The sequence below is a fragment of the Rothia sp. HMSC061C12 genome, from assembly GCF_001815755.1.
Lineage (GTDB): Bacteria > Actinomycetota > Actinomycetes > Actinomycetales > Micrococcaceae > Rothia > Rothia mucilaginosa.
This window is the reverse complement of the sequence record NZ_KV821836.1, coordinates 1-12,786: the sequence shown is the minus strand read 5'-3', so window position 1 is coordinate 12,786 and position 12,786 is coordinate 1. Positions and strand designations below refer to the sequence as shown.

The window sequence follows — 12,786 nt, the reverse complement described above, 5'->3', positions numbered from 1 at the left end:
CCAGGCGTTTCCCTCTTGCTATAATCACCGGAAAGTGGAGGCGAGGGGACTCGAACCCCTAACCCTCTGCTTGCAAAGCAGATGCGCTACCAATTGCGCCACGCCCCCGTCTCAGCGGAAACCACTGTTTAGTTATTTTTCCAAGCCTTCACGACTTCATTGCTCTGATACTTTTTCAAGACCATCACAGTGACACACGAAAGAACAGCAAGAATCAATAATTTCTTCATTATTGCCTTTCATAATGTGGAGTGGGCGTACCAAGAATCGAACTTGGGACCTCTTCGTTATCAGCGAAGCGCTCTAACCGTCTGAGCTATACGCCCTCCTTCTGCGGAATTTCTTCCGTAGAACGAGATATAACTATACAGGTGTTTGAGGGTAACACCAAATCAAAAAAGCATGTTCTGCATCACACTTTAATATTGGAGGTTCCCGCGCATACAGAGCGGGGCATACAGAACGGGCGGCACCGCCTCCACCAGAGACAGCACCGCCCGCGTATAAAGCTCAAAAGCTACAAACTAGGACTCATCGCTCAAAGTCAAGGTCACGCCACCAACCAGCTTCGCAGCCAGGTTGTACAGAATCGCGCCAATCATACCCAGCAGAGTAAAGACCACAGTGTTGACCACAGCAAAAATAGTAGTCACCAAAGCAACCTGACCCAGCGAAACCATCTGCGAAATATCCACAGTGGTCGAACCAGTACCCAGAGAGCTAATCAGCTGGTTCACACCGGTAAACGCACCAGAAGCCTGCAGGAACAGCCACAGAATCACCGAAGCCACCACAGTCACAATGCCCAAAGCAATAGACAGCAGGAAGATCAGCTTAGCCACCGACCACGTATCAACCTTCTGAACCACCAGACGCGCGCGACGAATCTTCGAACGCGGCGCCGGACGCACCAACTGACGGCGCGAACCGGTCGGACGCTTAGCGTTCACAGGGCGCTTGCCAGCAGGACGCTTAGCGGTACCGCCAGGACGAGCCTGGCCCGAACGCGCCTGAGCCGGGCGACGCGCGCCAGCCTTAGCCGCACCCGAAGACTTAGATGCGCCAGCCGACGCCGAACGCTGTGCCGACGCAGGAGAGGAGCTCGCGGGAGTGCTGCTCATTAGTTACCTCCAGTAGCGGTGAGATCGGCAGCCGCCGCTTCACCCTCGTTGTCCGAACCGGGCGCCTCAGAAGACTCCGAAGCCTCGGTGTTCTCAGTGGTTTCATCGTCGCTATCATCCAGCTGACGATCCTGGTTGCGTGCAACACCAATAATAGAATCGCCCTTACCGGGCTTTGCAAAGATAACACCCATAGTATCGCGTCCCTTTGCAGGAACCTCATTCACGTTCGAACGAACGACCTTGCCGCTGGCCATAACCACCAGCACCTCGTCCTCTTCATCCACAATGAGGCCACCCACCAGGGCGCCACGATCCTCAACTAGCTTAGCAACCTTAATGCCGAAGCCGTTACGGCCCTGCACACGGTACTCATCCACGCTCGTACGCTTCGCGTAACCACCCTCAGTGACCACGAAGACGAAGGAGCCCTCAGTAACCACATTCGCAGAAATCAGCTCATCGCCCTCACGGAACTTCATACCGGTCACACCGGAGGTCGAACGACCCATCGGGCGCAACGACGCATCATCAGCATGGAAGCGCAGCGACATACCGTTACGCGACACCAGCAGAATATCGTCCTTATCCGAAACGGTGAACGCCGAAACAACCTCATCGCCCTCACGCAGGTTAATCGCAATCAGGCCGGCAGTACGGTTCGTATCGTAATCGCTCAGGCGGCTCTTCTTCACCATGCCGCCGCGAGTAGCAAGCACCAGGTACTCAGCATCCTTGTAGCTCTTCAGCTCCATGACCTGAGCAATATGCTCACCGCCCTGGAACTCCAGCAGGTTCGCAATGTGCTGACCCTTCGCGTCACGACCGGCTTCCTGCAGCTCGTAACCCTTCGCACGGTACACGCGACCCAGGTTCGTGAAGAACAGAATCCAGCTGTGCGTAGTGGTCACAAAGAAGTGCTCCACCACGTCATCACCGCGCAGCGAGGCACCCTTAATGCCCTTACCACCACGGTGCTGGCTACGGTACTGATCACTTCGGGTGCGCTTAATGTAGCCGCCGCGAGTAATCGTAACCACGACTTCTTCCTCGGGGATGAGGTCTTCCATGGACATGTCGCCGTTGTAGCCGTACATAATCTGGGTGCGACGCTCATCGCCGTAGCGGTTCACAATCTCACCCAGCTCCTCAGAGATAATCTCGCGCTGGCGAGTCTCCGAAGCAATAATCGCGTTGTACTCAGCGATCATGCGCATCAGCTCATCGTGGCGATCCTGAATCTTCTGACGCTCCAGGGCAGCCAAACGACGCAGCTGCATGTTCAGAATTGCCTGAGCCTGAGCCTCATCAATCTGCAGGAACTCCATCAGGCCGCTACGCGCCTCATCAGCGGTGGGGGAGCGGCGAATCAGGGCAATAACCTCATCCAGAGCATCCAGAGCCTTCAGCAGGCCACGCAGGATGTGCGCCTCTTCCTCCGCCTGACGCAGACGGTAACGGGTACGACGAACGATAACGTCCATCTGGTGGTCCACCCAGTGACGCACAAACGCATCCAGGGACAGGGTACGCGGCACGCCATCCACAATGGCGAGCATATTCGCGGAGAAGTTCTCCTGCAGCTGGGTGTGCTTGTACAGGTTGTTCAGCACAACCTTCGGGGAAGCATCACGCTTGAGCACAATCACCAGACGCTGACCGGTACGACCCGAAGTCTCATCGCGCAAATCCGCAATGCCGGTGACCTTACCGTCCTTGATGAGCTCAGCAATCTTAATCGCCAGGTTATCCGGGTTCGCCTGGTACGGCAGCTCGGTAACCACCAGGCAGGTACGACCGTGGATTTCCTCCACGTTGACCACCGCGCGCATGGTGATAGAGCCACGGCCAGTACGGTACGCGTCCTCAATGCCCTTGGTGCCCAGAATCTGTGCACCGGTCGGGAAATCGGGGCCCTTAATGCGCGCCATCAGCGCGCTCAGCAGCTCCTCATTGGTGGCGTGCGGATTCTTCAGGAACCACTCCACGCCCTCGGCAACCTCACGCAGGTTATGCGGCGGAATATTGGTCGCCATACCCACAGCAATACCCGAAGAACCGTTGACCAACAGGTTCGGGATGCGCGCGGGCAAAACGGTAGGCTCCAGGGACTTGCCGTCGTAGTTGGGCTGGAAATCAACGGTGTCTTCGTTGATGTCACGCACCATCTCAAGGGCAATGGGAGCCATCTTGGTCTCGGTGTATCGAGGCGCTGCGGCACCATCGTTACCGGGGGAGCCGAAGTTACCCTGACCCAGAGCCAGCGGGTAACGCATAATCCAGCTCTGAATCAGACGCACCAGAGTGTCGTAGATAGGGCTATCGCCGTGGGGGTGGAACTGACCCATCACGTCGCCAACCACGCGGGCACACTTATTGAAGGATCGGTCCGGGCGGTAGCCGCCGTCGTACATCGCGTAGATCACGCGGCGGTGCACGGGCTTGAGGCCGTCACGCACATCCGGCAGGGCGCGGCCAATAATAACCGCCATTGCGTAGTCCAGGTAGGAACGCTGCATTTCGGTCTGCAGGTCCACCTGTTCAATGTGACCGTGGTGGTCTACGCTTTCAGTGCCACCGTTGCTGACGACGTCAACCTCAGTGGATTTATTCTGCTGTTCTTCGCTCATTACTTTCTCATTCCTCAATGACTCGCTCGGCTATATAGCTCATTTGGCATATTCCATACGGGATATATGCCGCTTCGGGCTAGATATCGAGGAATCGAATGTCCTTTGCGTTCTGCTGGATAAACTCACGGCGAGCCTCAACGTCCTCGCCCATCAGAACAGAGAAGATCTGGTCAGCCGCCGCTGCGTCTTCCATCTTCACCTGCAGCAGGGTGCGGCGAGCCGGGTCCATGGTGGTATCCCACAGCTCGGTGTAGTCCATCTCGCCCAGACCCTTGTAACGCTGAATACCGTTGTCCTTGGGCAGGCGCAGGTTCTTTGCCGCGCCACGAGCCAGAGCCTCGTCACGCTCAGCATCCGAGTACACGTAGTCGTGCGGAGCGTTCGACCACTTGATGCGGTACAGCGGCGGCTGAGCCAGGTACACATAACCCGCCTCAATCAGCGGACGCATAAAGCGGAAGAGCAGAGTCAGCAGCAGAGTCGTAATGTGCTGGCCGTCGACGTCCGCATCCGCCATCAGAACAATCTTGTGGTAGCGTGCCTTCTCAATATCGAAGTCATCACCAATGCCGGTACCAAAAGCGGTAATCATCGCCTGAATTTCAGCGTTGGACAGGGCACGGTCCAGACGAGCGCGCTCAACGTTCAGGATCTTACCGCGCAGCGGCAGAATAGCCTGAGTATTCGGGTCACGACCCTGAACAGCCGAACCACCCGCGGAGTCACCCTCCACCAGGTAAATCTCAGAGATCGACGGATCCTTCGAGGAGCAGTCCTTGAGCTTACCGGGCATCGAGCTGGTCTCCAGCAGGCCCTTACGGCGGGTCGTCTCGCGTGCCTTACGGGCTGCAATACGCGCCTGAGCGGCTGTGATTGCGCGACGCACAATGTCCTTCGCCACCGCGGGGTTACGACCGAACCAGTCGCCGAGGTGATCGTTCACCTCACGCTGGGTGAAGGACTTAGCCTCCGAGTTACCCAGCTTGGTCTTGGTCTGACCCTCGAACTGAGGCTCGGAAATCTTAATCGAAATCACCGCGGTCAGACCCTCACGCACGTCTTCGCCGGTGAGGTTATCGTCCTTATCGCGCAACAGCTTGTTCTCACGCGCGTAACGGTTCACCAGCGAGGTCAGAGCGGCACGGAAACCCTCTTCGTGAGTACCGCCCTCGTGGGTGTTAATCGTGTTCGCGTAGGAGTAGACGGACTCCTTATAGGCGCCGGTCCACTGCATCGCCACTTCCAGGCTCATGTTGCGCTCAGTGTCTTCGGCTTCGAAGGAGACAATCTCCTCGTTCACAATGGTCTTTGCGCCTGCATTGAGGAAGTGTACGTAGTCGAACAGACCGTTGTCGTAACGGTAGGTGACGGTCGTGAAACCATCAGCGTTCGCGCGCACGCGGTTGAGGATGTTTTCCTTCTTCTCGCTCTCTTCAGCAACCTCGTCACCGACGAACTTCTCACGCTCATCGGTCAGGGTGATGGTCAAGCCCTTGTTCAGGAACGCCATCTGCTGGAAACGGGCACGCAGAGTCTCAAAGTCGAACTCGACGGTCTCGAAGATCTCCGGGTCCGGGTAGAAAGTCTGAATGGTACCGGTCTTATCGGACGGCTTACCCTTGCGCAGGGGACCATCCGGCACACCACCGTTGGAGAAGGAAATATGCCATGCGTAGCCCTGGCGGTGCACCTCAGTAATCACACGGGTAGACAGCGCGTTCACCACAGAGATACCCACGCCGTGCAGACCACCGGAAACGGAGTAGCCGCCGCCACCAAACTTACCGCCAGCGTGCAGCACGGTCATGACGACCTCAACAGTGGACTTGTGCTCGGTGGGGTGCTCATCCACGGGAATACCGCGGCCATCATCCTCTACGCGAACAGCACCATCAGCCTGAATGGTCACGTCAATTTTGGAGGCGTAGCCGGCGAGCGCTTCGTCGACCGAGTTATCTACGACCTCGTAGACCAGGTGGTGCAGACCGCGCTCAGTGGTCGAGCCAATGTACATGCCGGGGCGCTTGCGAACCGCTTCCAGACCTTCCAGCACGGTAATATCGGATGCACCGTATTCATGCTGCTGTTCAGATGCATTCTGTTCAGATGCCACGAGGCAGAACTCCTTGAGTAGATGATGCAACCGGCGAAGAAAAGTTACGGGCAGCCTAGAACGCCTCACAGAGGGCACAAGAAAGTGCCTGCACAACCCGCGTTGCCGGTGGTGCCCGTAGGTGGGCACACTTTACGCATTTTCTCTTTTATTTTACCGAGCAAGAGAGCATAAAACCATCTACGGGCGTCATTTATTGAGCTTTTTGAGAGCTATCACCCGCTCAAAAGCCCGCAAAGGCGGTTTAGAGTGCTTCAACCCCCTCTTGAGGTAGGGGGTACAGTTCACAGCCTCGTGGGGGTTGCCGGCGCTTCTATAGCTTTCATACCGTGCAGAAAAAGGCTTATTTTGACCTAACACCGTTCAATCAGAAGGTGAACGAGCACCAGAGGCACTCAGAAGGCTACCCATAGGTGTCGCGCACACCGCGCATGCCGGTGGCACGCCGATAGCCTCGCTGATTCCAGCGTCCGTTGTTCGGACCCAGCACGCGAACCTGAGCCACGACACCATCACCCAGTTCGCGGCGGAAAAGTTCGATGAGGTGCCCGTGCATCAGGCGCAACTGAGTCGTCCAGGCGGTAGAGTCGCACTGGACTTCAACAATGGAGTTTTCGAAGCTGATGGGGCGGGTGTGCGCCGCAATTTCAGGGCCCACGAGCTCAGTCCAGCGAGCCAGCACGCTAGAGACCGCCACGGGCTCTTTCCAGCCGCGAGAACGAATCAGGGCACTGACGATGCCGCCGAGGGGCTTGGGGTCGCGAGAGCTCTCTCCGGGGCCGCTATAGCCGCCCATGACGCGGGGGTCCCACCCCTGCGCTCGCCGCGATTTCTTCTTCGAGGCGGCACCGGACATCACCGCACCAAAATCGCGCATGATTTTATTCGCTGAGAAGGCATTCAGGGGCGCCTCGCCGCGTTCTTGAGCCGCCACTCGCATACGGGTTAGCAGGGCGGAGGGGGCGTCCACCTCGTCACGGTAGAACTCACCCACGCCGTCAACCTCGTGCGGGTTTTGAGGCTCCGCAAACTGCGGTTCCGCGAATTCTTCGAATGTTTCACGTGAAACATGGTTTTGAGGGTAGACAGGGTTACTCATTGCCGCCACCCTCCGCGAGCGCAGAAACGGTCGAGTTCGACTGCCCCACAGAGTCAGTGACAGAGTCGGTGGCAGGACCAGCGGCAGGCTGCACATACTCGGCGTGCCCCGCCGTCACCGACACCAGGCGGTAGTCGCCCAGCTCCTCCGGAATATCGCTGAGCACCGCACAGGTAATCAGTACCTGCTCCGCGTCGGCAACCATCGCACCCAGGCGGTGGCGGCGCGCAGAATCAAGCTCCGCAAACACATCATCAAGAATCAGAATCGGCGAAGAACCCGCCGAGGAATCATCCTCAACATGCACAAACCAGGACGCCAGTTTCAGCGCCAGCGCAAAAGACCAGCTCTCGCCGTGCGAGGCAAAATGCTTCACCGGCATACCACCGAGCAGCAGGGTAATATCCTCACGATGCGGACCCACCAGGGTCACGCCGCGCTCAATCTCATCGCGCCGACGCTCCGCAAAACCGCGCATCAAAGCCTCCTTGAGGTCCTCAATGCGCATCAGCGCCGCATGCTCGATAGAGCGTTCACCCATGCTCGAAAAAACAGTCGACTCATAGTTGAAACCGACCTCTTTAGAGCCGTCCGTCAGCCCCGCGTAGGCGCGGCGAAGCTGCGGCAAAAAGCGCTGCAACAGACGGAAACGCGCAGAAAGCAGCTGAGCGCCCAGGGTCGACAGTTGCTCATCCCAGACCGACAGGGTACTCAAAGCGTTCTCGTCCCGCGCCTTACGCTGCATGGATTTCAACAACGAATTACGTTGCCGCAAAATCCGCTCATACTCGCTACGGTACCCGGAGACCACCGGACGCAAAGAGCTGGCCAAATCATCCACAAAACGACGACGACCGGCGGGATCCCCCTTCACCAGTTGCAGATCCTCCGGGGAAAACAGCACCGTGCGGGCAATGCCCAGCGCCTCCTTGGCGCGCACTGGCGCGGCACGATTAATGCGCACCCGATTACTCTGCCCCGGAGCAATCTCAAACTCGGTCACTGTCTGCTGCGAACCGCGCACCGTACGGGTGCGAATATAGGCGCGCGAAGCACCCGCTCGAACCAGCGGCCCGTCATGGCTCACACGGTGCGAAGAGAGCGACGCCGCATAGTCGATTGCCTCAACAATATTGGTTTTCCCCACACCATTAGAGCCCAGAAACACCGTAACTCCCGCCGAAAGAGGCAGGCTCAGCAGGGCGTAGGTACGGTAATCCAACAACGAAATATGGTCAATATACACCGGAGCAGCTCCTTTCACGGGGTTTCACATACGGGGTCGCAGGGGTTCACAGCGCCAGCTGGCGGGCACAGTGCGCAGGCCAAAATACTGTGGTTTTCCGCACGGATGAGCACAGAAAAAACAGCGCAACCCCGCACATACCCACGATGCATAGGGCACCGAAAGACGTGCGGGGCGGCAAACACTGAAACTAGTTCGACGGCAGGCGAACCGGCATCAGCAGGTAACGGTAGTTGCGGTCGTCTTCAGCCAGCGGCTCGTCCTGACCGGAAATCACGGCGGGCTTCGGCGCATCGGTGAAGGAGAAACGAACGAACTCAGTACCGAAAACCTTCAAACCGTCCGAAAGGTAGGCGGGGTTGTATGCAACGGTGATGTCATCACCGGACAGGTGCGCCTGCAGAGTCTCGGAAGCCTGAGCCTCATCCCCGCGGCCGGCGTCAATAGCGACCGATCCCTGAGTGAACTTCAGACGCAGGGGAGTGTTGCGCTCCGCCACGAGGGAGATACGGCGAGCAGCCTCAGCCAGGTCGGAGGTGCGAACCACCGCGTGAATCGGGGTCTGCTCGGGGAACAGGGCACGGATGTTGGGGTAGTCGCCGTCCATCAGGACGCTGGTGGTGCGGCGGGTACCCGCTGCGAAGCCGATCAGCTCACCGGCGGCGGGCAGGGCGATAGACAGTTCACCGGAACCGGAGAGGGTGCTACCGACCTCAGAGACGGTCTTAGCCTTCAGCAGCACAGCCGCCTGAACATCGGGGTTACGCGGGTTCCATTTAATCTCGCGCATTGCCAGGCGGTAGCGGTCGGTGGCGAGCAGGGTCATGGTATCGCCATTGATTTCAACGCGGATACCGGTCAGCAGCGGCAGGGTCTCATCCTTGGACACCGCAATCTGAACCTGCTTGACGGCTTCAGCGAATTCGGCACCGTCCACGGTACCGGAAATTTCGGGAAGCTCAGGAAGCTCGGGGTAGTCCACGACCGGCATACCAGCCAGCTGGAAGTTAGCGGAACGGCAGTGAATACGAATCACGGACTCATCTGCGGTGAACTCGACGGGTGCGTTCGGCAGGGAGCGGCAAATTTCTGCCAGGATCTTGCCGGGAACCAGGCAAACGCCTTCTGCTTCAACATCGGCTGCAATGACCTGGCGGGCGCTGGTCTCGTGATCGAAGCTTGCGATGCTGACCTCACCTGCGGAGGCGGTAATCAGCAGACCGTTGAGTACGGGGGAGGTGGGACGCAGCGGAAGTGAGCGTGCCGTCCAGCCGACTGCTTCGGCAAGGACATCGCGTTCAACGGTGAATTTCATCGAGAAGGCGCCTTTCACGGAATTGGAGAGTCATTTTGGGGCGCACGTAAAGCTTATGGGCGAAAGAGCCGGAAATATCGCGTGCTCTGGTGCGCAGTACATCTTCCCGCGCGCGCGTCTATCCATCCTACCGGATTTTGTAATTACACAGAGACACAGAGGTCGCTCCTGCAGCGAAAAATCGGGTGAAATGAGGCATGTAGGGTCACTGTATTTTTGTAATTACAAAGATAGTCGGAAGGGGTATCAAACCTAGTCGAAAACAGGTTCGAATTAGGCGATGGTTTGGTGTTGGTTTCTTCTTCAAACCCAACCTTCAAATCCAACCCAAAAGATAGCGTGCAGCCATCTATCCAAATCTGCGAAAATCTACATTTTCAGTAGGGGCACACAGAAAAATCTGAACCAGCTCGGTTGGTCGAGCAGAACTACTTGTTATGGGGAGGATTTTTTCTTTAAGTACAGTAGTATTGTTAACGCTTGTGGAAACGGTGGAAAACCCCTTCCTTGCCTGCAATGACGCGGAAGTAGCCTGTGGACATTAAGTGGAAGAAACCACTCAACACTGAGGATGCATTGTGTATGGATATTTATGCATTTCCTCAATTCCACACCTTTTGAATATTCATGCACTTAACGTCCACACGAATGCATAAGTTAAAGCACAGCTTATCCACACCCCGAAAATCCAGCGTTGAGAGTCGCTAAAATCCTTGAATCCAGCGTGAAGACCCTGCCCCGAAGCCTATAAAACATCTAGTCGAGGCGCAAAATAAGCTACGGGACAGGGATAAAAGCGCATCTAGCCGGCGGCGCGCTGCTCCTGGCGGATCAAATTCGTCAGCTCAGTCACCTGATTGAAAATCGTCTGACGCTCCGCCATCTGCGCGCTCACCTTACGTACCGCGTGCATCACCGTCGTATGGTCGCGGCCGCCCAAATCGTTACCAATACGCGGCAGGGACATCTCCGTCAGCTCACGCAGAAGATACATCGCCACCTGACGCGCATTCGTGAGCGTACGGGTGCGAGACTTCGACTGCATATCCTCAATGGACACATCAAAATACTTCGCCACCGTCGCCAAAACCAGCGCCGACGTAATCTCCGCACCACCGGTATCAGAGAGCAAATCCTTCAGATAGGTCTCAGCCTCAGCCAGGGTAATAGGCTCCGGCGGCTTCTTCATCGAGGCGGCAGCGCTCGCACGAATCAGAGCACCCTCCAACTCGCGAATATTGGCCGTGACATGGGAAGCAATGTACTCCATGACATCATCGCGCACCGGCAAAATCTCGTTCTGAGCCTTCTTCCGCAGAATCGCGATACGAGTCTCCAGCTCCGGAGGCTGCACATCCACATTCAGGCCCGAGCCGAAACGCGAACGCATACGCTCAGCGAAACCGGTCAACTGCTTCGGCGGCAAATCAGAGGTAATCACGATCTGCTTCTGGTGGTTGTACAGGGCGTTAAACGTATGGAAGAACTCCTCCATCGTTGCTTCTTTACCCGCCAAAAACTGGATATCGTCAATCAGAAGAACGTCAACATTGCGGTAAATCTGCTTGAACGACGAACCCTCATCATCACGAATCGAGTTAATGAAGTCATTCGTGAACTCTTCAGAATTCACGTAGCGCACCCGCAAATTCGGGTACAGATACTTGGTGTAGTGGCCGATCGCGTGCAGCAGGTGGGTCTTACCCAGACCCGAACCGCCGTAGATGAACAGCGGGTTGTAGACAATGCCGGGCTGCTCCGCCACCGCGAAAGCGCTCGCGTGCGCAAAGCGGTTGGACTGACCGATCACGAAGGTGTCGAAGGTGTAGTTCGGGTTCAGTCGGGCAGAGCTATCCCAAGTCGGCGCGTTTTCCGGGTCTTCATGCGGATGCACCTGCTGAGACTCCGGTACCGCCGGGGCCTCCGGAACGAAAGTGGGCAGGGGCGCCGGATATTCGCGAGGCGCACCTGCGGCAGGAGCCGCCGGAGCGGGCTGCTGAGCGGAGGGGAAACCGGCACGCTCCGCCTCCAGAGCCTGCAGGGAGGGGCGGGTGACCTGCTCATCGGCAGGAACCTCGTAGTGATCGGGGCCCGGATGTGGCTCGGTGTAGTACTCAAAAGCGCGCGAACCGGCGGGCGCCTCGGGATGTGCAGAAGCCGTCGCTACCGAAGGAGCGGGCTGGTGCTCGACAGGCACCTCACGCTCACCATGGAAAACGTCCTGACTTGCAGGTTCAACCGGAATCATCGACTCATTCACATCGAAAAGCGCGGTAGTCGACGGGCCAAATGCCTCGTGCAGAGCCGCACGGAACGAAGCGCTAATCTGCTCCTCAAAGACCGCACGGGTGAGCTTATTCGGTACCTCAATGATGAGGCGAGAAGAACCCATCAATCCCTGAGGCTGCGCAAGATTCACGAAACCGCGCTGACGTGCCGTCACCGCCGGATCGGCGGCAAGAATGGAGAGCAGATGCGCCCAACGCGCCTGAAGGGAGTCGGTCATGAAATTCTTTACTTTCACTCGATGTGAAGCGGTGGTGCAGTAAAGAAATCATGCCGGAGGCCACCGCGAGGTCATTAAGATTCTACCCGCTTAATACACAGGAGGAGAAAGTTATCCACAAGAGTTTTCCACACGGTGGAAAACTTGTAATTACAGAAGTGGATAAGTGGTGGATTTAAGTGCATAACAGGTCTTCTTCCCTGATATTTAGCGGAAAACTCCAAAAGCTCAAGGGTGTGGATAACTTAGTGGTAGTAGGGGGTTTGGGTGGGATATGCACCGTAGTGGATACCGTACTGCCGTAAATATCCCCAGGTTTACGTCCCAAGAGTACGCAGTATCTCCACAGCCTGTATACCCGCCGCAATCACCGCCTCCACGCCACAAACGAGCCCGGAATCACGCGGAAAAAAGCGTTAAGAACTTGATTTACGCCCTCCACTCTTCTAAAGTTGTGCTGTTGTGTGTGCACCGCCTACTGCGAATAGTCGCGGTACCTCCGTGCACCAAGAAGCGTACGGTTCCGATACCCGTGAGGGCACGAACCGCAAAAATCAAGGAGACAAAGTATGAGCAAGCGTACTTTCCAGCCGAACAACCGCCGTCGCGCTAAGAAGCACGGCTTCCGTCTGCGTATGCGTACCCGTGCAGGCCGCGCGATTCTGTCGAGCCGCCGCGGTAAGGGCCGCGCAAAGCTCTCGGCCTAATCACGGCATATAGTTCGCCCGCCGATGCACACGCATCGGCGGGGGG

8 protein-coding genes and 2 tRNA genes are annotated in these 12,786 nt (G+C 57.1%); 1 reads left to right on the top strand and 9 read right to left on the bottom strand.

Annotation, left to right across the window (positions count from 1 at the left end; all coding sequences use genetic code 11):
- Nucleotides 1-35: 35 nt before the first annotated feature.
- The 9 genes from HMPREF3055_RS00900 to dnaA all read right to left on the bottom strand — a co-directional run bounded on the left by HMPREF3055_RS00900 (nt 36) and on the right by dnaA (nt 12,033).
- A tRNA-Ala gene (locus tag HMPREF3055_RS00900) sits at nt 36-108 on the bottom strand.
- A gap of 144 nt (nt 109-252) precedes the next feature.
- Nucleotides 253-326 (bottom strand) — tRNA-Ile (locus tag HMPREF3055_RS00895).
- A gap of 198 nt (nt 327-524) precedes the next feature.
- A complete protein-coding gene (locus HMPREF3055_RS00890; RefSeq protein WP_070737383.1) occupies nt 525-1,121 on the bottom strand; it encodes a DUF3566 domain-containing protein in 597 nt (198 codons plus the stop codon).
- On the bottom strand, nt 1,121-3,751 hold the full coding sequence (gene gyrA / locus HMPREF3055_RS00885) for a DNA gyrase subunit A (RefSeq protein ID WP_070737381.1): 2,631 nt from the start codon (nt 3,749-3,751) through the stop codon (nt 1,121-1,123). Before gyrA ends, HMPREF3055_RS00890 begins: the two co-directional genes overlap by 1 nt.
- A gap of 79 nt (nt 3,752-3,830) precedes the next feature.
- The gene (gyrB, locus tag HMPREF3055_RS00880; RefSeq protein WP_070689904.1) at nt 3,831-5,867 is read right to left on the bottom strand and encodes a DNA topoisomerase (ATP-hydrolyzing) subunit B; all 2,037 of its coding nucleotides are present in this window, start codon (nt 5,865-5,867) and stop codon (nt 3,831-3,833) included.
- 403 nt (nt 5,868-6,270) lie between these two features.
- Entirely contained in the window at nt 6,271-6,966 is a 696-nt protein-coding gene (locus tag HMPREF3055_RS00875) for a DciA family protein (RefSeq protein ID WP_070666832.1), read from the bottom strand.
- On the bottom strand, nt 6,959-8,212 hold the full coding sequence (gene recF, locus HMPREF3055_RS00870; RefSeq protein ID WP_070634583.1) for a DNA replication/repair protein RecF: 1,254 nt from the start codon (nt 8,210-8,212) through the stop codon (nt 6,959-6,961). Before recF ends, HMPREF3055_RS00875 begins: the two co-directional genes overlap by 8 nt.
- 190 nt (nt 8,213-8,402) lie before the next feature.
- A complete protein-coding gene (dnaN, locus tag HMPREF3055_RS00865; protein WP_049349951.1) occupies nt 8,403-9,527 on the bottom strand; it encodes a DNA polymerase III subunit beta in 1,125 nt (374 codons plus the stop codon).
- A gap of 802 nt (nt 9,528-10,329) precedes the next feature.
- Nucleotides 10,330-12,033, bottom strand: coding sequence for a chromosomal replication initiator protein DnaA (gene dnaA / locus HMPREF3055_RS00860; protein ID WP_070737378.1), 1,704 nt, complete (start codon nt 12,031-12,033; stop codon nt 10,330-10,332).
- Between the two features lie 569 nt (nt 12,034-12,602).
- On the opposite strand from dnaA, the gene rpmH reads away from it, so the two are divergent.
- Nucleotides 12,603-12,740, top strand: coding sequence for a 50S ribosomal protein L34 (gene rpmH, locus HMPREF3055_RS00855; protein ID WP_005504094.1), 138 nt, complete (start codon nt 12,603-12,605; stop codon nt 12,738-12,740).
- Nucleotides 12,741-12,786: the final 46 nt, after the last annotated feature.

Coding starts and splice junctions, on each gene's coding strand:
- rpmH (WP_005504094.1), top strand. CDS start 12,603: ATGAGCAAGCGTACTTTCCAGCCGAACAACCGCCGTCGCGCTAAGAAG.
- HMPREF3055_RS00890 (WP_070737383.1), bottom strand. CDS start 1,121: ATGAGCAGCACTCCCGCGAGCTCCTCTCCTGCGTCGGCACAGCGTTCG.
- dnaN (WP_049349951.1), bottom strand. CDS start 9,527: ATGAAATTCACCGTTGAACGCGATGTCCTTGCCGAAGCAGTCGGCTGG.
- gyrA (WP_070737381.1), bottom strand. CDS start 3,751: ATGAGCGAAGAACAGCAGAATAAATCCACTGAGGTTGACGTCGTCAGC.
- dnaA (WP_070737378.1), bottom strand. CDS start 12,033: ATGACCGACTCCCTTCAGGCGCGTTGGGCGCATCTGCTCTCCATTCTT.
- HMPREF3055_RS00875 (WP_070666832.1), bottom strand. CDS start 6,966: ATGAGTAACCCTGTCTACCCTCAAAACCATGTTTCACGTGAAACATTC.